The organism is Ruegeria sp. O4, assembly GCF_056535125.1.
In genome coordinates, this window is the sequence record NZ_JBQERO010000012.1 from 96,476 (window position 1) to 117,604 (window position 21,129).

Here is a 21,129-nt window from a genome sequence, read left to right on the forward strand (position 1 = left end):
CAGCGATGAGGAAAGTTGCTTCTGAATCACCGCAGGCGATACAGCAACATTTCGATATTCTGGTCGCACCCGGATTTGTGCTGCTTGAACTGGCCTCATTGGTCGAGGTTCTCAGGCTGGCAAATCGTGTGTGTCCGAAGCCGCCGTTCACTTTTGCCTATCGGTCGCTCAGAGGTGGCCCGATCTCCAGCAGCAGCGACGCGGTGGTGCAAACGGAACCCGTGCAGAACCAGCCCAAGGCGAATTATCTTTTCGTGATCGGCAATTCTGACCCGGATCACCCGGACTTGTCTTTGGGGCGGGTGGTGTCGGACTATACTTTCCGCGATGCCAAGGTGTTTCTGCTGGCGGAAGCGGCCAGCCGGTATATCGACGAACAGGGTTCAGATGACTTGGCAACTCACTGGGAAAACGCCTCGTTCCTGCGGGAACGCGGGGCCCGGTTTGAAGCCAAACTGTCGATTGCAACCGAACAGGGCGCAGTTGTGACCTGTGCCGGAATGGAGGCGACAACAGACGTCGCGCTGGCAGTAATCGGTCGCCATATCTCAGGGCCTGCAAAGATGACCGTGGCGGACATCATGTTACATGAAAACATCCGGGATTTCGCCTCGATGCAGCCTTTCTCGGGGGTAAAGTTGACGGCGACCGGAGATGTGAAGCTGGATCAGTGCATCAAGCTCATGCAGGCCAATATCGAAGACCCTCTGCCGATCAATCAGATCGTCGATTCGCTGCAACTGTCGAACCGCTCGCTTGAGCGTAAGTTCAAAACCTTCTTTGGCACCACACCCAACGGATTCTATCGCGAAATGCGGCTGGCCAAGGCCAATAACCTGCTTTTGAACACCACTATGAGCGTTCGCGAAATCGGGTTGGCCTGCGGTTTTCCGAACGGGTTTTCCTCTGTTTACAAAAGCTTCTTCGGAGTCACTCCCTTTGTCGTTCGGCGGGAAAAGCGGGCCGCGACACATCGGTGAAAAATGCGGATCTTGTGACGTTTTTGGTGCATTTATTGTCGATCTTCCGTGGCAGTTTACGCCAAACCTGACACAGCGGAGATTTCAGGATGGTTGATCTTCCCAGCAAGGCCCGAGTGGTCATCATCGGTGGCGGCGTCATCGGATGTTCGGTCGCGTATCATCTGACCAAGAAGGGCTGGACCGATGTTGTTCTGCTTGAGCGCAAGCAACTGACCAGCGGCACCACCTGGCACGCGGCGGGCCTGATCGGGCAACTGCGTGCGTCTTCCAACATGACCAAACTGGCGCGCTATTCCGCAGAGCTCTATCTGGGCCTTGAGGAAGAGACCGGTGTCGCCACCGGCCTGCGTCAGGTCGGGTCCGTTTCGGTCGCCCTGACCAGTGAGCGGTTGGAGGAGCTTCACCGAAATGCGGCAATGGCCCGCGCCTTTGGCGTGCCGGTCGAAGAGCTTTCTCCGACCGAAGTCAAAGAGCGATATGAGCACATCAACCTCGACGGCGTGGCAGGTGGCGTCTGGTTGCCAACCGATGGCCAGGCGGATCCTGCTAATATTGCCTTGGCGTTGGCCAAGGGTGCGCGTCAACGCGGTGGGGTGATCAAGGAACGGGTGAAGGTGACCGGGATTTCCCGGCGCGGACGGCGTGCAACCGGTGTCGACTGGGTCAGTGATGATGGGCAAGCCCAAGGGCATATCGCCTGCGATATGGTTGTTAACTGCGCGGGAATGTGGGGACACGAGGTAGGCAAGATGGCTGGCGTGAATGTGCCGCTGCATGCCTGCGAACATTTCTACATCGTCTCTGAACCCATTGAAGGGTTGAGCCAGATGCCGGTTCTGCGGGTGCCAGATGAATGCGCCTACTACAAGGAAGATGCAGGCAAAATGATGCTGGGCGCATTCGAGCCCAATGCCAAACCTTGGGCGATGAACGGTATTCCCGACAGCTTCGAGTTCGACCAATTGCCCGAAGATTTCGACCACTTCGAGCCGATCCTCGAAGCGGCCTGCAACCGGATGCCTATGCTGTCCGAGGCGGGTATTCACACCTTCTTCAACGGCCCCGAATCCTTTACTCCCGACGACGCCTATCACCTGGGTCTGGCGCCTGAGATGGACAATGTCTGGGTCGCGGCCGGGTTCAACTCGATCGGTATCCAGTCCGCCGGTGGCGCGGGCATGTCCCTGGCCGAGTGGATGGATACCGGTGAAAAGCCCTTTGATCTGGGCGATGTTGATATCGGACGGATGCAGCCGTTTCAGGGCAATAAGAAATACCTTTATGAACGCTCAAAAGAAACGTTGGGGCTGCTCTACGCCGACCACTACCCCTATCGCCAAAAAGCTACGGCACGCGGTGTGCGCCGAACCCCGTTCCACCATCACCTGAAAGAACAGGGCGCCGTTTTTGGTGAAATCGCTGGTTGGGAACGGGCCAATTGGTACGCGAATGAAGGGCAGGAGCGCGAATACCAGTACAGCTGGAAGCGCCAGAACTGGTTCGAGAATTCCGCAGCCGAGCACAGAGCCGTGCGCGAGAATGTGGGCATGTATGACATGTCTTCCTTCGGCAAGATTCGCGTGGAAGGCCCTGATGCCGAAAAGTTCATGAACTACATCGGCGGGGGTGACTACTCGGTCCCTATCGGCAAGATCGTTTATACGCAGTTTTTGAACCGCACAGGCGGGATCGAAGCAGACGTCACCGTGACCCGCCTGACCGAAACCGCCTATCTGGTCGTGACCCCCGCAGCAACACGCTTGGCGGATCAGACATGGATGATGCGCCATGTCGGCGATTTCAGTGTGGTCATTACAGATGTCACAGCGGGTGAAGGCGTTCTCGCTGTCATGGGGCCAAACGCCCGGGCTCTGCTGGAAAAGGTCTCGCCCAACGATTTCACAAACGCGACCAACCCCTTTGGTACTGCCCAGCAGATCGAGATCGGAATGGGCCTGGCCCGTGCACATCGCGTGACCTATGTGGGTGAGCTTGGGTGGGAAATCTATATTTCCTCAGACATGGCGGGCCACGTCTTTGAGACCCTGCATGAGGCTGGTCAGGACATGGGGCTGAAGCTGTGTGGTATGCACATGATGGACAGCTGCCGGATCGAAAAGGGTTTCCGGCACTTCGGCCACGATATCACCTGTGAGGATCACGTGGTTGATGCTGGTCTTGGCTTTGCCGTCAAGGTGGACAAAGGCTGTGATTTCATCGGGCGTGAGGCGGTGATTGCACGAAAAGAAAGCGGCCCGAAAAGCCGTCTGGTACAGTTCCGTCTGACCGACCCTGAACCGCTGTTGTTCCACAACGAGCCGATCGTGCGTGATGGCGAATATGTCGGCTACCTGAGTTCCGGCAATTACGGTCATAGCCTCGGTGGTGCCATCGGAATGGGCTATGTCCCGTGCGAAGGTGAAAAGGCCGCAGACGTTCTGGGTTCAACCTATGAGATCGATGTTTGCGGCGTGAAGGTCAAAGCCGAAGCATCGCTTAAACCGATGTATGACCCGAAATCCGAACGGGTGAAGGTCTGACAGACAGGGGAGGGGGCGCTGCCCCCGCCGCCCGTGCCGGGCGACTCCCCCGGGATATTTTGGGCCAGATGAAGTGCGGATCCCTTGCTTCACCTGGCTCTAAATATCCCGGAGCGCGAGGCAGAGCCTCGCAATTTTGGCGGCAACAGCTGCGGTCAGCAAACTTATCACAAATCGTTATGTGACACTTCACTGTTTTCAGAGTTTTCAATCCGTTCAGTTCTGCCGTAAACGGAACCGGTATCGACCGGAGAGCCTTCGTGACACCCACGCCATTACCACCTCAGAATGTGGATACTCCCAAAGGATTGGCTTTGGCTGTCACGGCGTACGTCATGTGGGGATTCCTGCCGCTTTATATGAAGGCGATGGATCACATTGGACCTGTCGAGGTGGTGGCGCATCGGGTTATCTGGTCTGTTCCGGTTGCAGGTTTGCTGCTGGTCGCGCTGGGGCGCACCCGGGACTTGAAAGCTGCACTGGGCAATCCCCGGATGCTGGCCATGGCGGCTTTGACGGCGGCGCTGATTTCCGTGAACTGGGCGATTTATGTTTGGGCGATCTCGACAGGGCACGCGCTGGACGCGGCGCTGGGGTATTACATAAACCCGCTGTTCAGTATCGCGTTAGGCGCGATTTTGCTGCGTGAGCCCCTGACGCGGACCCAGCTGTTCGCGGTGGGGCTTGCCGCGCTGGGCGTTCTTGTGCTTGTGCTTGAGGCTGGGCGACTTCCCTGGGCGGCGCTGGGTTTGATGGTCAGTTGGGGTTTCTATGCATTCTTCAAGAGATCCCTTCCAATTGGTCCCAACCAGGGCTTTCTGCTTGAGGTCCTGATCCTTTTGATCCCGGCCCTGGCCTATGTCACCTGGCTGGGTGTGCAAGGCACAGGCCATTTCGGCGCAGCGATGTCCGATACCACATTGTTGTCCTGCGCCGGTATCGTCACGGCGGTGCCATTGCTGGTCTATGCGAACGGAGCCAAGCTGGTGCGCCTGTCGACCATGGGCATCCTGCAATACATTGCGCCGACTATGATTTTCATTACAGCCATCACTCTGTTCGGTGAGAAGATCGACACCGGACGTATGATCGCATTCCCCCTGATCTGGGTGGCTTTGGTCATTTACTCGATCCCATTGATCCGGCAGGCGCGGGCTCAGGCCTGAAGCAACAGGCGTGCTGCGGCATCTGCCCACAGCGCAAAGGCCCGGGGGCTTGGGTGATAGCCGTCCGGTGCCGCCAGGGCCGGGTCGTCGGGCAGATCAAGCCTCAGGTGCTGCACATGGGGATGGACGGACACAACCTGTTGCAACGCATTATCCAGCCGTGCAGCCTGACGGCCAAGCACCCAGGCCAATGGATGTGGCAGGGCCGGAAACCTGTTCATTTGCGGAACGCCGGTGATGATTATACGCCGCGCCCCCAGTTCGTTTGACAGGATGTTGATAAGCTGCGCCTGGCGATCCGCAAATGTGCGGCAAGAGACGGCGCGGGTGACGTCATTCACCCCCAAAGCCGTGACCACCGCATCGAATTCGCCCTTTATGCCCCTCAGGTGGTCGATCGTATCCAGCGTCGTGTACCCTGTGGTGGCCGCAAGTTGCCACTCGACCGTGTGATGTCTGGCCAGCCGGTCCACAAGCTGCCCCGACAAGGCCTGCGCCTGAGTTCCCGCGCCCACTCCGGCCGCCGAGCTATCGCCGGTGATCAGCAGACGCAGGCGGGGGCCACGCCCTGATCGGCCCTCTCGCGGGCCAGTGGGCTCCGGCAAAAGCCGGGCGTTACGGCGCACCAAAAGGGCTTGCGTGGCCAGAACGGGCAACAAGGGCACACGTAGAACCTGGTCGGGTGCTATCAGGGTGCGCATCATCAGGTCACGTCAGGGCGTTTTTGAATTCCAGAAAACGAGCGTCAGTCATCACGCGCGCCATCATCGCCTCGCGCAAAGCGCCGACTGTTTTGTAAGGGCGCATGGCGACTTCGAAGATTTTGATCAAACCGTCCTCGTTCAGCGTAATGAGGTCAACGCCAATGCCGTCCAGATCTCCAATCTTGCATTGAAACTCCAGCGCCCAATCGTTGCCAGCGCCCATAATCCGGCGATACCGGAAGTCGGAAAAGACCTGCCCGACATGGCCAAGAACGGCAGCCACAGGTGCGCGCCCGGTCCAGGTGCTGAAATAGGTTGGTGGCAGGAACTGCACATCTTCGGCCAGCAGATCGTGGATCAGCGCCTCATCGCCCTTGGCGACAACCTCTTGCAGTCGTTCAATTGTCGGGTGCATGTCCTGTCCTCCTGCGCAGAAGTTCACCGATCATGACCGGGCGCGCAAGGACGACGTTGCGGGAAGAAGCGCGCTGAGATAGGCAGGCCCGCATGAGCGAAACCTATGCCCCCCCACAAACCGCGCTGGACGTGCTGCACGAAGATGCGCAGCTGATTGTGGTGAACAAACCGTCGGGTCTGCTTTCCGTGCCGGGGCGGGGCGATCATCTGGCTGATTGCCTTCTGACACGCGTGCAGGCGGCTTTCCCTCAGGCGTTGCTTGTGCATCGACTGGACCGGGACACATCAGGTGTCATGGTTTTTGCCCAAACACCCCATGCGCAACGGCATCTGAGTATGCAGTTCGAAAAGCGGCAGACCCGGAAAACCTATATTGCCCGTGTCTGGGGGCGGATGGAGCCAAAGACCGGCACGGTTGACCTGCCGTTGATCGTGGACTGGCCCAACCGACCCAGACAAATGGTGTGTCATGATACGGGCAAACCTGCGGTCACCGATTGGCGCGTTGTGAAACATGAGGGCGAGACCTCTCGCGTGCGTATGTTTCCTAAAACCGGGCGGTCTCATCAGCTGCGCGTTCATATGCAGGCATTGGGTCACCCGATCCTGGGCGATCCGTTCTATGCAACAGGTGCGGCGAGGGAGTTTCCCAGATTGATGCTGCATTCCGAAGAATTGCGCCTGAAGCATCCCGAGGGCGGGCATTCGATGAAGTTTCGCGCCCTGCCCGATTTCTGATCTCAGGCAATTCTGGCCCACAGCATCTTCAGGTTGCCCAGCGAAATGCGTCTTGTTCGTTTCGTCGAAACCGATTGGCGGCGATGGCGCTCCTGCGCGATCTCACGTTCAATCTCGAAGGCACGCAGTGTGTGGTCCTGTGACCATTGGCCAAGTTTCAGTGTCATCATGACGTGGTTGTCGAGGTGCGGCATTTCTTGGCTCCTTGTGTGATATCCCCCCATAATCGCGCGTCACTGCTGACAGCATGTTGTCAGTGGGGTGTGCTAGGGTGTCAGCAGAGTGTCAGGAGAATGCGATGCGCCGTTCGACCCGTTTGTTTGAAATCATCCAGATCTTGCGGGCCGCAAGTGCGCCGGTCACGGCAGAAGCACTGGCCACCCGGCTAGAGGTGTCCAGCCGCACTGTCTATCGTGACATTGCCGAATTGCAGGCCCAGCGAACACCTATCGAAGGTGAGGCCGGTGTCGGTTACATGATGCGGCGCGGTTACGATCTGCCGCCTCTGAATTTCGACGCGGAAGAGGTTGAAGCCCTGTGGGTTGGCCTGTCTCTTCTGGCGCGCACCGGCGACAGCCACCTGCAGCGCGCCGCCAGTCGGATCTGTCAGAAGATCGATGCGCTGCATAGCCCGACTGATTGGTTGCAGGTTTCACCCTGGGGGGCTCCGGCGGATGATCCCGAGAAGGGGTGTGTTTCTGTTTCGCATTACCGCGAAGCTATTCGGGCAGAACGGAAAATCCGCATCACTTACGTAGATGGTGAAGGCGAACAAACCATCCGCGTGGTGCGCCCACTGGCGCTGATCTATCACGTCGAATGTTCGTTGCTGGCAGGGTGGTGCGAGATGCGAAACGGCTTTCGCCATTTCAGAACCGATCGCATCTGGTCCAGTGAATACACTGACGAAGGATTTCTGGGGCAGGGTAAATCTTTGCGCGATCTCTGGCAGGAGCAACAGCACGCGGGCACCTTTGCGGAACCGGTATGAGTGGCCTTTGGCGGGTATTCGCCTATTTCACCGCATTGTTGCTTGAGCCTGTGAGCAAGCGCAGTGATATACTGGGTGAAATGGATCAAGCCCGAAGAACGGGTACCGGAGCAGAAGGTGATATCATGACGATTTCAAAGTTTTTCCTGGCGACAGGCTTGTGTTCAATCATGGCCGTGACGGCCTGTACCGATCCGGGCACCCTGACCGTGCAGAACGACCCCAATAAAAATACCAAGCAGGGTGCGGTTCTGGGGGGGCTTATCGGTGCGGGTGTCGGCGCGATCGCCAATAATTCGAACCCGGGTCTTGGGGCGCTGGCTGGTGCCGCCATTGGTGCCACAGGTGGCGGTCTGATCGGCAACCAGTTGGACAAGCAGGCTGCGGAATTGCGTCAGCAACTGGCAAATGACGGGATTACTATCGTCAATGCGGGTGACCGGCTGATCGTGACTGTTCCGAATGACATTACGTTTGACACGGACAGCTCGACCGTGCGCCCGGCGCTGCGGGCGGATCTGGTAAAAGTGGGCCAAAACCTTGTCAACTATCCCAACTCGAACGTGCAGATCATCGGTCATACCGACAGCGATGGTGACGCGTCTTATAATCAGGGTTTGTCCGAGCGTCGCGCAAACGCGGTCGCGGATATCCTGCAAGCCAATGGTGTCAGCTACAGCCGTATCAGAACCTACGGTCAGGGTGAAAACAACCCGGTCGCGTCCAACCTGACGCCGCAAGGAAAAGCGCAAAACCGTCGGGTTGAGATTGTTGTGGTCCCCAGCGGAAACGCGTGATCCTGAAACGCAGGCCCGTTCGGGCCCGGCCCTTGTTGCGCAATGACTGTGCGTCAATGGGGGTTTGGTCAGGGCCAATCTCGGTCTAACTATTGGGAAACACTGAAACGGAGTTGTCCCTGATGTCTCAACCGACCCTGCTTGGCCTGTCCGGCTCCCTGCGCAAGGGCGCGACGAACCGCAAACTGCTGCGCGAAGCGGCCCGGTTGTTCGACCCTGTCAGCTATACCGAAGCAGACCTGAACCTGCCGCTTTATGATGGCGATCTGGAGGATGCCGAAGGGATACCGGCATCTGTTCAGATGCTGGCCGACCAGATCGGGCAGGCGGATGCGGTGATCATCTCGACGCCCGAGTACAACAAAGGGCCTTCGGGAGTTCTGAAAAACGCACTGGACTGGGTCAGCCGGACGAAAGGCAATCCATGGGCGGGCAAGCCGGTTGCCGTGATGTCGGCCGCGGGTGGCCGCGCGGGTGGGGAAAGGGCACAGATGATCCTGCGCGCCTGCATGGTACCCTTTCAGCCCCGCATCTTGCAGGGTCCGGAAATCCACCTCGCCGACAGTTCGAATGAGTTCGACGATCAGGGAAGGTTGTTGTCCGAGCGATATGAAAATTCACTGCACATGCTGATGCAGAAACTCAGGGCCGAGGCCGGTTTCTGAGCTTGGACTGCCCATATGTTGGAACAGCGTCAAAGCGATATTCTTGACCCGGCCCGTGCCGCGTCGTTTCAGGTTGCGTTGGGCTCTGAGCCAACTATTGCCAAAGGCTCAACTCTGCCGCCATTCTTCCATCAGCTCTATTTCTGGGCGCCGCAACCACCTGCCGCGCTGGGGCGGGATGGGCATCCCAAGGTGGGTGGCCTGATCCCGGATATGGGATTGCCCCGCAGAATGTGGGCCGGTGGGCAATTGGAATTTCATGCACCGCTGATCGCGGGTGTCCCTGCTGACAGGACATCGGTTCTTGAAAACCAAAGCGCAAAAGCGGGGCGGTCCGGCCCGTTGGGTTTTGTCACGTTGCGGCACGAGATACGGCAAGGCGGCCAACTTTGTCTGACAGAATGGCAGGATCTTGTTTATCGTGAAGACCCCGCACCGGGTGTGATGGCTCCGGCGCCGCCCCAATCGCGCACGGATGAAACGGATATCCGCGCGGTCGAGTTTAATTCCACCCTGCTGTTTCGCTATTCGGCGCTGACCTTCAACGGCCATCGCATTCACTACGATCTGGACTATGCGCGTGATGTGGAAGGATATGCAGGGCTGGTTGTGCACGGGCCACTTCTGGCGCAGCTTCTGATGCTGTTTGCAGTTGATCTTGGCGGACCACTCAAGTCGTTTTCTTTCCGTGCGACCTCACCGTTGATGCATTTCGAGACTGCCCAGCTGTGCCGGAACGGTCAGGACATGTGGGTGCGCGGCCCGGACGGGCGGCAATGCATGAAGGCTGTGGCCCTATTACAGTGAGACTTCGGGGCGGAAGTCATCGGGGATCGAATCCCGGTCCTCCAGCATCAGATCGGCCATAACCTCGGCAACTTTCGGAGCCATGCCAAAGCCGATCTTGAAGCCGCCATTGGCGATGAACTGGCCCTGGTGCAATGGATGCAGGCCCAACATCGGGGCGCGGCTTTTGCTGCGGGGACGCACCCCGGCCCAACGTTCGATCACCTCGGCCCCGTGCAAAAGCGGCAGCGCGCGCGTGGCGCGGTCTATGACATCGTCCAAAGCACTGTCTGTGCTGGTCGGGTCGTCATAATCCCGTTCAGACGTTGATCCGATTGCAAGCGTTCCGTCCGCATGTGGCACGATATGGACCGCATCTGCGAATAGCTGTGGCATCTCTCCTGCATCAAAGCGCAACAGGGCGGCCTGGCCTTTGACACCGTTTCCGACGGTTTTTCCGTAGGCGTCGTTCAGTTCCAGTAATCCTGCTAGGCCCGTGGCGTGGACAACCTGTCCTTTATCATCAGCGTTACTGACAACGTGAACGCCCATCACCTCAAGGGCTGCAACCAGAGCGGCGCAGGCCCGCCGGGGATGCATGCGCGCTGTCAGTGTATCGCGGATGACAAAGCCGGTGGGGCTGGGCGGGCACCACGATCCGGCCTGCGATGTGCTGATCACCCGCCACTCTGCCAGCCCCTGCCAAAGTTGATCGGCTGAACCTTCGCGTTGCCGGGCCAGATCAAGGCTGCGGGTGTCAGGAATGGGTTGAAGACGGCCCAGACGGCCATAGCCGGGGGAAACGCCGCCGGTACCCTCGACCTGCTGCCAAAAGGGTTCGGCCATGATCAGGCTGTCGAATTGAAAAGCTTTCTTGGCATTCCAGTTTTCGGGCACATGCGGGGCCAAGGCCCCCACCAGACCGCCACTGGACCCGGAGCCCGGCCCAAAAGGGTCGACGACCTGTACCTTCGCGCCCCGCCGGGCGCAGGCCCAAGCGATGGACAGGCCGAAAATTCCCGCCCCGCGAACCGTCACATCGACCATTGCCAATTCCCTTTTCCTTGTTCAGTGTCGCGCCGCTTAGCTACAGGATTCCCCGATGGCAGACCAGCATGCCGAATTGACGTGGACCGAGGATCAGATACCGGTCTCGGACCGTTTCGACGATCCCTATTACTCTTTGCAGAACGGGCTGGAAGAGACGCGCCATGTGTTTCTGGCAGGCAATGGTCTGCCAGAACGCTTTGCGCCGGGGTTTCATATTGCCGAGTTGGGCTTTGGCACCGGTCTGAACCTGCTGACGGTTTGGTCCGAATGGGAGAGATCCGGCCAAACAGGGCCACTTCGGTTCACCAGTTTCGAAGCCTTTCCCATGGCCACGGATGATATGCGTCGCGCGCTTGAGGCCTTCCCCGAGTTACACCCGTGGAGCAACCGGTTTCTGGCCCATTGGACAGGTCACGCGTGCAATCTTGAAACCCTTCAATGCGACGTGATCATCGGCGATGCGCGCAACAGCCTGCCGCAATGGGCAGGCATGGCCAACGCCTGGTTCCTAGACGGGTTCTCTCCTGCCAAGAACCCTGAATTGTGGGGGGCAGAGCTGATGCAGCAAGTGGCGGCGCACACCGCCACCGATGGCACGGCAGCCACATATACGGCCGCCGGGTTTGTTCGACGCGGGCTTCAGGATGCCGGTTTCACCGTCACCCGTACATCCGGCTATGGCCGCAAGCGGCACATGACGCGGGCGCTCAAGGCATGACGCAGAAAAACAATGCAGGTGCGGGTATCGCGCTGATGGTGGGCGCGACGATTGTCTTTGCCTTGCAGGACGGCATCTCACGCCATTTGGCCGGAACCTATAACACCTACATGGTGGTGATGATCCGCTATTGGTTCTTCGCGGCCTTTGTCATTGCACTGGCGGCGCGATCCTCAGGCGGGTTAAGGGCAGCCATGCAGACGAACCAGATGGGGTTGCAAATATTGCGGGGCCTGCTGCTGGCCACCGAGATCTGCGTCGCCGTGTTCGGTTTCACAGTGCTCGGTCTGATCGACAGTATGGCCGTTTTCATATGCTATCCCCTGCTTGTCGCCGCGCTGAGCGGTCCGGTTCTGGGTGAAAAGGTTGGATGGCGGCGCTGGGTTGCAATCGGCGTTGGTTGCATTGGTGTTCTGATCATTCTGCAGCCGGGCGTTGGTGTTTTTGATCCTTGGGCCGTCATACCGCTGATCTCGGCGTTTTTGTTTGCGATTTACGGCCTGCTGACGCGCTACGTCGCACGTCAGGACAGCACGGCCACCAGCTTTTTCTGGACCGGCGTTGTTGGTGCCATCGCCATGACCCTTTTTGGAATGTGGTTCTGGGAGCCAATGGCCCGCAGCGACTGGCTGTGGATGGCGTTGCTGTGCGTCAGCGGGGCAACGGGGCACTGGCTGCTGATCAAATGTTATGAGATGGCCGAAGCCAGCGCCGTCCAACCCTTCGCCTATTTCCACCTTGTCTGGAGCGCGATTCTGGGGATTTCGATCTTTGGTGAAAAACTGCGCCCCGAAGTTGTCACGGGCGCAGCGATTGTTGTGGCCGCAGGTCTGTTTACCTTATGGCGCGAACGCCGCCAGCGATGATCCGATCAGTTCCTGCGAAAACGGAACCGGCAGGGCGGGCTGCCCCAGACGGGCGCGGTAGACCGGCAGGCTTTCGGTCACGCGCATCACATAATTGCGCGTCTCATTGAACGGAATGGTCTCAATCCAGTCTACGATATCCACCTCACCGGTGCGCGGATCACCATAGCGTTCCATCCACGAGATCGGGCGCTTTGGACCGGCATTGTATCCAGCCGCCATCATGACGACATTCCCGTTGAACTCGGTTGCAAGGCCCGAAAGATAGTTGGCGCCAAGCTTGGCATTGTATTGCCAGTCCGACGTCAACCGACCGGTCTGATGGCCGCTGAGTATCCCCAGTTCTCCAGCCACCAGCTTGGCTGTTGCAGGCATCACTTGCATCAGGCCGCGCGCCCCCGCGCCGCTGACGACAACCGGATCAAATTCGCTTTCGCGCCGCGCGATGGCCAGCGTCATTTCCTTGGCCATTGGCAGGCGCATGTCGGCCACCGGATGAACCGGGTAATAGGCCGCAGGCAAAACAGTGCCCGTGGTCGCTGCCCGCTTGGCGATCATCACGGCCAGATGCGGCTGTTTCAGCTCAATCGCAAGGTCGCCCAACTGATTGGCCTGCACAGGGTCAAGACCTTCGACAAGATGGGTCAGGAACCTCTCGGACAAGTTGTCTTCGCCGGCCTTGAGCAACAGCAGCCCGGCTTCCAGAACGCTGGAATCGGCGAACTCAGCCTGACGCCAATGCGGGGCGCGACGCGGATTGGCCAGTTCCTTGTCAAATGGTCGTCCGATCCGTTCCGCCGCCAGCAAACCATAAAAAGAGGTCTGATGATCCGCGCCCATGGCGTAGGCCTCATAGGCTTTGTCTGCGTCCCCAAGCTCGGCGTAAGCCCGCCCCAGCCAATAGCCGCCGCGCCCTTTCGAGATTGGCGATTGCACGGCATCCGAAAAATTCTGGAAGTGTCGCACGGCTGTGGCGGGGTCATTCAGTTTGCGCAGGGCCAGAAACCCGGCCAGCCACTCCAGATCCGCATAGGAATATCCCATTTCGGGGGTCATATGGTGCTTGGCCGCTACGTCATAAGCACGCGCCGCCCGCCCCGATCGCATCTCGAGCCGGGCCAGACGGCGGCGACCCTCGGCCCATCTGTCAGGCTCGCCCAGGGCTTCCGGTCCGCTTGACCGTGCCAGCATCAGGTCGACGGCGCTGTCATCCAGTTCTTTCTTGTCCCGCCAGACAAAACGGTCGAATGCCAGCCCCGGCGTATCTGCCAGCGACTTCGGCACCGCCGCCACCTTGCCGTCAACGCCTGGCTGGCGTTTCTGCAATGCGATCCGCGCTTCGGCCAACTTGCGCTCGTCGGTGCTGACCAAGGGCAGCATCTGTTCTGCGCTGACCAAATGGCCATCCCACAGCATCCGGTCCAGCCGCGCGGCATGGTGCGGCTTCAGCAGTCTGGCAAAGTTCTCCAGATAGTCCTTTTGCAACCCCGACCCCATCGGCATGGTGCGCCAGGCTGTCACGATATCGGCCTCCGCCTCGCCAATGCGCCCTTTGGCCTTAAGGGCCACCGCATAGTTCAGCGCGCCTTCAGCAGTCTGAGGGGGCAAGCCAGCGTAAAACTTCAGAACCCTGTCCGGATCGGCCCCGGTAAAGATTGGCTCACTCTTGCGGCGCAGCCAGTCCAGCCCGGGCCAGTCCGGGCGGCGTTCGAGAAACACCAGCACATCGCCCGAGCTGCCAAATCCCTCACGTAACCAGTGCCAGACGATGACATCGCGCGAGACCGAGCCACGCTGGCCCGATACGCGCAGCGCCGCATTCCAGTCGCCCTTGCGCATTTCATACAGCCCAGCGCGCAAATCACCGGCCGCATCCGCGCGTGCGGCTTGCGGTGTCGTCACTGCGTATAGAATCACTCCAGTCAACAGTGCCAGAAAGCGTGTCATCCCTTGCATTTCCCAACCAACCGAGGATAGAGCCTGTGAGGATAAACCCTGCGCCGCCGGGATCAACTCACAAAGCTGGAAACGTGAGTGACCAAGGCGCAAAAACCGCAATATGCACCTTAAGGAGCGTGTCATGTTCAAAGGCTCGATGCCAGCCCTCGTCACTCCGTTCAACAACGGCGAGTTGGACCTGAAGACGCTTAAACATCTGGTCGAATGGCAGATCTCCGAAGGCTCGACCGGGCTGGTGCCTGTTGGAACCACCGGCGAAAGCCCGACGCTCAGCCACGACGAACACGAAACGGTCATCGCAGAAGTGGTCAAAACGGCTGCTGGCCGTGTTCCGGTTATTGCCGGTGCCGGGTCGAACAACACGGTCGAAGCCGTCCGGTTCGTTCAGTTCGCCGAAAAAGTTGGTGCCGATGCGGCGCTGGTTGTCACGCCTTACTACAACAAACCGACTCAACGCGGCCTGATCGCGCATTTCCAAGCCCTGCACGAGGCTGCGGATATTCCGATCATCATCTACAACATTCCCGGGCGATCGGTCATCGACATGACCCCGGCCACCATGGGCGAACTGGCCCGGTTGCCGCGTATTGTCGGTGTCAAGGATGCGACGGGCGATCTGGCGCGCGTCAGCCAGCAGCGCGCGATCTGTGGCAAGGACTTCTGCCAGCTATCCGGTGAAGACGCCACTGCACTGGGTTTTAACGCCCATGGCGGTGTCGGATGCATTTCAGTCACCGCAAACGTGGCTCCCAGGCTATGCGCCGAATTCCAGCAGGCCACATTGTCGGGCGATTATGCAAAGGCACTGGAATACCAGGACAAGCTGATGCCGCTGCACGAAGCGATCTTTATAGAACCCGGGTTGGTCGGCGCCAAATACGCGCTCAGCAAACTGGGCCTTTGCAGCACCGAAGTCCGCTCACCTCTGACTGAGCTGGAAGACAACACAAAAGCCGCGATTGATGCGGCAATGGCACACGCGGGCCTCATCTAACCCGGCCTTCAGAAACCGGAAAAGGCGGCCTCGACTACCGAGTGCCGCCTTTTTGGTTTTCAGGATCCAAACTTCATCTGGCCAAAAATGTCCCGGGGGAGCTGCGGCTTGCCGCGGCGGGGGCAGAGCCCCCTCAGCGTTTGCCGTAATAAAGCCCTACGACATGTTCAGCCTGCGCAAAGAACAACCAGCGCGAGGTCGCGATGCCTGCCAGATGCGATGCCACTGCCAGCAGGGCCAGGAAATGGTTGAATGGCAGGACCAGAAACAGAACCGGCAGGACAAAGGCCAATACAAACGAGATCACCCTTAGCTTATCGGCATGTTTGCGCCCGACCACATGAACAAACTCACGCAGCAGATAGTTGGTACCGGTATGCGGTGGCTCGAACGCTCTGACGGTACCCCGGTTACCCAAACCTGTGGCTGTGCCCAGATTCGTTCCGGATGCTTCCAGCGCTTTGTCGCCTTTCTTCCAATACAGGATTTGAACCAACGCGGCGATCAGCAGAAGCGGAATGGCAACCCGTGTCTGGCCAGCCAGCAACGCACCACCTGCCAGGCTGAAGCTCAGGAACATGGCGGGGGTCAGGTTCATATTCCAGCGCGGGATGGTCTTGAGTTGCGTGTAGATCATCGAAGTCGTGAACACGGTCGCCAGTGACATCAACGCTCCGATCCAACCCAGCAGGCTCCATTGCCGATCCAGAAACACCACGCCAATCGCGTAAAGCCCCATGACGACCAGGGCGAGCACGGCACACCAGCCCTCACGGCTGAGCCAGCTCGTTTTCCATTGAGTAAAAGCCTTCCAGGCCCGTTCCGGGTGGCCGAGATGGAAGGTCGAGGCCATCAGCCCTCCGACGGCCAGACCGTAAGCAATGGCGAAGAACACAAAGGCCACCCAACCCGAGACAGCCGGAAGGCCAAGACCAAGAAAGAAGAGCAGGCCGAAGCCCAGACCGGACAGGGTGGTAAAGAGGATGACGGAGGGTGCAGGATGCATCAGAGTTTCTCCAACGTCTTGTCGAGCCAGCCGAGGAAGCCCTTGGGCTCTTCAGCGACAGGTGCCAACAGGGGGGCCAGGATGTCGATCTGATCTTCCACCGTGTCTTTCGGGCGCGGCGGCAGATATTTATTGACGGGTTTGGTGCCCATTTCGGGCATCAGGTCCATTCCGCCGCGGTCCGCAACAAGCTTGCTGACGTCGCTGTCCGGATCGCCCAGATCGCCAAAGTGCCGCGCGCCCGCCGGACAGGTTCGGACACAGGAGGGAATCCGGTCCACCTCGGGCAGGTTCTCATTATAGATCCGGTCGACGCAGAGTGTGCATTTCTTCATCACCCCCTCGGCCTTGTCCAGTTCACGCGCGCCATAGGGGCAGGACCAGGCACACAGGCCGCACCCGATACAGTCGCTTTCATTAACCAGCACGATGCCATCTTCGACCCGCTTGTAGCTGGCCCCGGTCGGGCACACGGTAACACAGGGCGCATCTTCGCAATGCAGGCAGGATTTAGGGAAATGGATCAGTTGCGCGTGCCCTTCCGCCGGTTGCACCTCGTAGGAATGCACGCGGTTCAGGAAAGTGCCCGAAGGATTGGCGCCATAGGCATCCTGATCGGACAGCGGCGCGCCATAATTTTCCGTGTTCCAGCCTTTGCAGGAAATCACGCAGGCATGGCAACCAACGCAGGTGTCCAGGTCGATCACCAGACCCATCTTGCGCTCGGTGGAGTTCGGTAGCTGGGTCATGTCAGGATACCTGTGCTGTTGAGGACGGGTGAGGGGGCCAGCCCCCTCTTGAGCCTGCGGCTCAATTCACCCCCGGGATATTTGTGGCCAGATGAAGTGCGGATCCGGGTCATTTGCCCACCTTCCACGCCAAATTCGCAGGGCCGGTTCCTACCGGTGATTTGATCGGGTCAAAATGAGGCTGGCTTTGGGCATCGGCGGGCGCGTCGGCCTTTTCGATTTTCACCTTCAGGTCAAACCATGCGGCCTGACCAGTAATGGGGTCGGAATTGGCCCAACGTAGCCCGTCGCCTTTTGGCGGCAGCAATTCGTGGATCAGGTGGTTGAGCAGGAAACCCTTGGTGGCCTCGGGCGCGTCCTCTTGCAGGGCCCAGGCGCCTTTGCGTTTGCCGATGGCGTTCCATGTCCAGACGGTGTTGTCGTTCAGCGCGGCCATTTCCATCACAGGGACCGTAATCTCACCATGAGGGGATGTGATTTTGGCCCAATCTCCGTCGTTCAGGCCGTGCTTGCGCATCAGCCTGGTCGGAACATAGAGCGGGTTTCGCCCGTGCAACTGCCGCAGCCAGGCGTTTTGCGTGCCCCAGCTGTGATACATCGCCATCGGGCGCTGGGTCAGCGCGTTGACCGTGAAGCCGTCGTTGCCGTGCTGATCGGTTTCGTACCAGATCGGAAGCGGGTCCATCGTGTCTTTGATCCGCTGGCGCAAATGATCAGGCGGCTGTCGGTCGCCATGGCCTTCGGCTGCCAGCCGAAACTTGCGCATCGGTTCGGAGTAGAGTTGGAATAGGTATGGCTGCGGGCTGTCATAGAGCCCCATGCCCACGGCCCATTCCTGATAGGCTGCATTCCACGGTTTGTAGTAATCCGCGCCTTGCGGGATATGCGCCACGTAGAAGCCGCCGTTTTCGATATAGTGGTTCAACTGATCCGGGTTGACCTCTCCGCGCCCTTCCTTGTCGGCGTTTTCACCGCGGAATCCGGCCAGCGGGCCAATACCCGGCTTGCGTTCGTGATTGACGATGTAGTCGGCGTAATCGACCCATTTTGCGCTGCCGTCTTCATGGGTGAAACCCGGAAGTTTCATGCGGTTAGCGAGATCGATCAATACTGACTGAAATCCGCGCACGTCGCGGTCCGGTTCGATCACAGGCCAGCGGATTGCGTCAGCGGCCGCATCCGCCTCGCAAATCGGGCGATCCAGCAGCGAAATACAGTCGTGGCGTTCGAGGTAGGTCGTGTCCGGAAGGATGAGGTCCGCGTAGGCCACCATCTCGGAAGAATAGGCGTCCGAATAGATGATGCGCGGGATCACGTAATCGCCGTTTTCATCTTTGTCCGTCAGCATCTCGATGACACCCTTGGTGTTCATGGTCGAGTTCCACGACATGTTGGCCATGTACATGAACAGCGTATCGATCTTATACGGGTCGCCCGCATGTGCGTTCGAGATCACCATATGCATCAGCCCGTGACTGGACATCGGGTTTTCCCAGGTGAACGCCTTGTCGATCCGCGCGGGGCTGCCATCTTCCTTCAGTGCAAGGTGTTCCGGGCCGCGGACAAACCCCAGATGCGGGCCATCCAGCGGAGAATTGGGCGTCACCTTGCAATGCGGTGTCGGGTGCGCCTCGACCGGTTTGGGGTAGGGGGGCTTGAAGCGGAAGCCGCCGGGAACCTCGACCGTGCCAAGGATGATCTGCAGCACATGCAGCGCGCGGCAGGTCTGGAAACCATTGGCATGAGCCGAAACGCCGCGCATCGAGTGCATCGCGACAGGGCGGCCAATCATCTTGGTGTGTTTCTCGCCCCGGAAATCGGTCCATTCGTGATCGAGCTCAAACGCCTCGTCAAAGGCGACACGCGCCAGTTCCGCTGCAATCGCGCGAATGCGATTGGCGGGGATACCGCATTTTTCGGCAACAGCTTCGGGCGCGTGTTCCTCGGACAGGTATTTTTCTGCCATCAAGTGAAACACAGGGCGATGAACGACACCGTCGTTTTCGTAGACCGCCGACAAATCCGGGCGAACGCCAGGCGTGTCGAAGGCCGTCAGCTTGCCTGTATTCCGGTCGATGACCAGGGGCTTTCCGTCATCGTCGCGCAGGAACAGGCCGTTTCCGGCGCCTTCGGACGCGTCCACCAAAACCGGGGCGTTGGTGTAGCGGCTGAGATAGTCGAGATCGATCTTTCCGGCTTTCATCAGCACATGGATCAATGACAGGATGAACAGTCCGTCAGTTCCCGGTGTGATGCCGACCCAATCATCAGCGACAGCGTTGTATCCGCTGCGGATAGGGTTGACGCCAATAACACGTGCACCGCGCGCCTTGATCTTGCCAATACCCATTTTGATCGGGTTGGAGTCGTGGTCTTCGGCCACGCCAAACAACATGAACAGTTTGGTGTGGTCCCAATCAGGCTGGCCGAATTCCCAGAATGCGCCGCCCATCGTATAAATGCCGCCCGCAGCCATATTGACCGAACAAAAGCCGCCATGCGCCGCATAGTTGCAGGTTCCGAAGTTTTGCGCCCAGAAGCTGGTGAAGCTCTGGCTTTGGTCCCGGCCGGTGAAAAAGGCCAGCTTTTCCGGGTTGTCTTTACGGATCGGCTCCAGCCAGCTGACAGCCAGTTCCAGCGCTTCGTCCCAGCTGATCTCCTCAAATTCGCCCGAGCCACGCGGGCCGACCCGTTTCAGTGGCTTGCGCAGGCGCGAGGGGGCATTGACCTGCATGATCCCGGCAGACCCCTTGGCACACAGGACTCCCTTGTTCACCGGGTGGTCGCGATTGCCTTCGATATAAGCAACCTTGCCGTCTTTCATGTGAACGTTGATGCCGCATCGACAGGCGCACATGTAGCAGGTGGTCCTGCGGATTTCGTCCGAGACTTTCGGTGACGTATCAAGGATCGGCTGCTGATGGGTCATTTGCGGGTCCAGTTGGTTATGTCAGGAGGATTTTGTCAGTTTCCTCGGTATTTTAGAACATCGTTCCGGGAGCGGTGCGAAAATTAAGTGTTACAGTCCATTTGCCTGTAGCGCGGTCACGGCGATCATCTGGGTCACATCCTCGGCGCTGCATCCGCGGGACAGATCGTTGGCGGGTTTGGCCAGCCCCTGTAAGACCGGTCCGATGGCGGTGTAGCCCCCCAGTCTTTGGGTGATTTTGTAGCCGATATTGCCAGCATCAAGGTTGGGAAAGATCATCACGTTGGCCTGCCCGGCGACAGACGAACCCGGTGATTTACGCTCACCAACCGAAGGTACAAAGGCGGCGTCGAATTGCAGTTCACCGTCGACGTTCAGATCTGGCGCGGCCTGGCGTAGCGACTCAGTGGCCTCGATCACCTTGTCCACATCGGGATGCTTGGCGCTGCCCTTGGTGGAAAAGCTGAGCATCGCGATCTTTGGATCGACCTGCAGCAGCGTCCGGGCCGATGTGGCGGACGCGATGGCGATCTTGCTCAGCTCGCCCGCGGTCGGATTGATGACCAGCCCGCAATCGGAATACAGCATCGCCCGCGCCCCGGGCTGAGCGTTTTCCGGCGGGTACATCAGGAAGAAAGACGACACCATTCCTGCATCGGGGGCCATGCCAATCACCTGGATCGCCGCACGGACGATTTCGCCGGTCGTGTGAACGGCCCCGCCTACAGTGCCGGTGGCGCGTCCGCTGCGCACCAGCATGGCGGCATAGACGGGGGGTGTTTCAACGGCAGCACGGGCCTTGGCCCGATCGACGCCTTTATGCTGGCGAAGTTCGAAAAAGGTCTGGGCAAATTCTTCGGTCAGGTCCGAAGTCTTGGGGTCATGGATCTCAATGCCCTGAGAGGCCGCAGCCCCCTGATCGTTCAGGGCTGCTTCGACCTCGGCGTGCGGGCCAACCAGAATGATATCGGCCAGATTGGCCCTCTGCGCGTTGATGGCCCCTTTTGTGATGCGGGGGTCGTTGCCTTCGCTGAGGGCGATTATGGGACGGGTGGCCGGAGCGTTTTGCCG

At 59.1% G+C, this 21,129-nt stretch carries 20 protein-coding genes; 11 read left to right on the top strand and 9 right to left on the bottom strand.

Annotated elements, in window-relative coordinates:
* Positions 1 to 5 precede the first annotated feature (5 nt).
* The 3 genes from ACR0J7_RS14315 to rarD all read left to right on the top strand — a co-directional run bounded on the left by ACR0J7_RS14315 (position 6) and on the right by rarD (position 4,689).
* A complete protein-coding gene (locus ACR0J7_RS14315; protein ID WP_480488631.1) occupies positions 6 to 980 on the top strand; it encodes a GlxA family transcriptional regulator in 975 nt (324 codons plus the stop codon).
* Positions 981 to 1,069: 89 nt separating this feature from the next.
* Complete coding sequence (locus ACR0J7_RS14320; protein WP_480914675.1) at positions 1,070 to 3,523, top strand: GcvT family protein; 2,454 nt, start codon at positions 1,070 to 1,072, stop codon at positions 3,521 to 3,523.
* 260 nt (positions 3,524 to 3,783) lie between these two features.
* The gene (rarD, locus tag ACR0J7_RS14325) at positions 3,784 to 4,689 is read left to right on the top strand and encodes an EamA family transporter RarD (protein ID WP_480914677.1); all 906 of its coding nucleotides are present in this window, start codon (positions 3,784 to 3,786) and stop codon (positions 4,687 to 4,689) included.
* Here the strand turns inward: rarD and ACR0J7_RS14330 are convergent.
* Entirely contained in the window at positions 4,680 to 5,393 is a 714-nt protein-coding gene (locus tag ACR0J7_RS14330) for an SGNH/GDSL hydrolase family protein (protein WP_480488635.1), read from the bottom strand. The two genes, rarD and ACR0J7_RS14330, sit on opposite strands and share 10 nt — an antisense overlap.
* A gap of 4 nt (positions 5,394 to 5,397) precedes the next feature.
* Complete coding sequence (locus tag ACR0J7_RS14335; RefSeq protein WP_480488637.1) at positions 5,398 to 5,808, bottom strand: nuclear transport factor 2 family protein; 411 nt, start codon at positions 5,806 to 5,808, stop codon at positions 5,398 to 5,400.
* A 92-nt stretch (positions 5,809 to 5,900) separates the two neighbouring features.
* Here ACR0J7_RS14335 and ACR0J7_RS14340 point away from each other — a divergent pair, with 92 nt between their 5' ends.
* Complete coding sequence (locus ACR0J7_RS14340; protein ID WP_267363583.1) at positions 5,901 to 6,548, top strand: RluA family pseudouridine synthase; 648 nt, start codon at positions 5,901 to 5,903, stop codon at positions 6,546 to 6,548.
* Positions 6,549 to 6,550: 2 nt separating this feature from the next.
* On the opposite strand, the gene ACR0J7_RS14345 is transcribed toward ACR0J7_RS14340, so the two are convergent.
* Complete coding sequence (locus ACR0J7_RS14345) at positions 6,551 to 6,742, bottom strand: hypothetical protein (RefSeq protein WP_267363584.1); 192 nt, start codon at positions 6,740 to 6,742, stop codon at positions 6,551 to 6,553.
* 104 nt (positions 6,743 to 6,846) lie between these two features.
* On the opposite strand from ACR0J7_RS14345, the gene ACR0J7_RS14350 reads away from it, so the two are divergent.
* From ACR0J7_RS14350 to ACR0J7_RS14365, 4 genes are all read left to right on the top strand, one after another.
* Complete coding sequence (locus ACR0J7_RS14350) at positions 6,847 to 7,539, top strand: helix-turn-helix transcriptional regulator (RefSeq protein WP_480774077.1); 693 nt, start codon at positions 6,847 to 6,849, stop codon at positions 7,537 to 7,539.
* Between the two features lie 125 nt (positions 7,540 to 7,664).
* A complete protein-coding gene (locus ACR0J7_RS14355) occupies positions 7,665 to 8,336 on the top strand; it encodes a YiaD family glycine zipper/OmpA-like lipoprotein (protein ID WP_209505259.1) in 672 nt (223 codons plus the stop codon).
* 122 nt (positions 8,337 to 8,458) lie between these two features.
* On the top strand, positions 8,459 to 9,001 hold the full coding sequence (locus ACR0J7_RS14360; protein ID WP_480914679.1) for an NADPH-dependent FMN reductase: 543 nt from the start codon (positions 8,459 to 8,461) through the stop codon (positions 8,999 to 9,001).
* Positions 9,002 to 9,016: 15 nt separating this feature from the next.
* The gene (locus ACR0J7_RS14365) at positions 9,017 to 9,808 is read left to right on the top strand and encodes an HTD2 family dehydratase (RefSeq protein WP_480506392.1); all 792 of its coding nucleotides are present in this window, start codon (positions 9,017 to 9,019) and stop codon (positions 9,806 to 9,808) included.
* Here the strand turns inward: ACR0J7_RS14365 and ACR0J7_RS14370 are convergent.
* Entirely contained in the window at positions 9,800 to 10,834 is a 1,035-nt protein-coding gene (locus ACR0J7_RS14370; RefSeq protein ID WP_480506391.1) for an NAD(P)/FAD-dependent oxidoreductase, read from the bottom strand. The two genes, ACR0J7_RS14365 and ACR0J7_RS14370, sit on opposite strands and share 9 nt — an antisense overlap.
* Before the next feature lie 55 nt (positions 10,835 to 10,889).
* On the opposite strand from ACR0J7_RS14370, the gene mnmC2 reads away from it, so the two are divergent.
* Together mnmC2 and ACR0J7_RS14380 are read left to right on the top strand one after the other, a co-directional pair.
* Positions 10,890 to 11,555 carry a tRNA (5-methylaminomethyl-2-thiouridine)(34)-methyltransferase MnmC2 gene (mnmC2, locus tag ACR0J7_RS14375; RefSeq protein ID WP_480506390.1) on the top strand — a complete coding sequence of 222 codons (666 nt, stop codon included), beginning with the start codon at positions 10,890 to 10,892 and terminating at the stop codon, positions 11,553 to 11,555.
* Entirely contained in the window at positions 11,552 to 12,421 is an 870-nt protein-coding gene (locus tag ACR0J7_RS14380) for a DMT family transporter (RefSeq protein ID WP_480914682.1), read from the top strand. The genes mnmC2 and ACR0J7_RS14380 overlap by 4 nt, the downstream gene beginning before the upstream one ends.
* Here ACR0J7_RS14380 and ACR0J7_RS14385 read toward each other — a convergent pair.
* On the bottom strand, positions 12,395 to 14,368 hold the full coding sequence (locus ACR0J7_RS14385) for a lytic transglycosylase domain-containing protein (RefSeq protein WP_480914684.1): 1,974 nt from the start codon (positions 14,366 to 14,368) through the stop codon (positions 12,395 to 12,397). The genes ACR0J7_RS14380 and ACR0J7_RS14385 overlap by 27 nt on opposite strands.
* Positions 14,369 to 14,501: 133 nt before the next feature.
* On the opposite strand from ACR0J7_RS14385, the gene dapA reads away from it, so the two are divergent.
* Entirely contained in the window at positions 14,502 to 15,374 is an 873-nt protein-coding gene (dapA, locus tag ACR0J7_RS14390; protein ID WP_480546637.1) for a 4-hydroxy-tetrahydrodipicolinate synthase, read from the top strand.
* Between the two features lie 133 nt (positions 15,375 to 15,507).
* Here dapA and ACR0J7_RS14395 read toward each other — a convergent pair whose 3' ends face one another.
* The 4 genes from ACR0J7_RS14395 to pta form a co-directional block, all read right to left on the bottom strand.
* Positions 15,508 to 16,380: a dimethyl sulfoxide reductase anchor subunit family protein gene (locus tag ACR0J7_RS14395; protein ID WP_480484080.1), complete on the bottom strand. Its 873-nt coding sequence runs from the start codon at positions 16,378 to 16,380 to the stop codon at positions 15,508 to 15,510.
* Positions 16,380 to 17,129 (bottom strand): 4Fe-4S dicluster domain-containing protein, encoded by a 750-nt coding sequence (locus ACR0J7_RS14400; protein ID WP_267363598.1) that lies wholly within the window; start codon positions 17,127 to 17,129, stop codon positions 16,380 to 16,382. The genes ACR0J7_RS14395 and ACR0J7_RS14400 overlap by 1 nt, the downstream gene beginning before the upstream one ends.
* A gap of 109 nt (positions 17,130 to 17,238) precedes the next feature.
* Positions 17,239 to 20,058 (bottom strand): molybdopterin oxidoreductase family protein, encoded by a 2,820-nt coding sequence (locus tag ACR0J7_RS14405; RefSeq protein WP_480914686.1) that lies wholly within the window; start codon positions 20,056 to 20,058, stop codon positions 17,239 to 17,241.
* Positions 20,059 to 20,148: 90 nt separating this feature from the next.
* Positions 20,149 to 21,129 (bottom strand): phosphate acetyltransferase (gene pta, locus ACR0J7_RS14410; protein WP_480900420.1); only part of this gene is annotated, 981 nt, incomplete at its 5' end.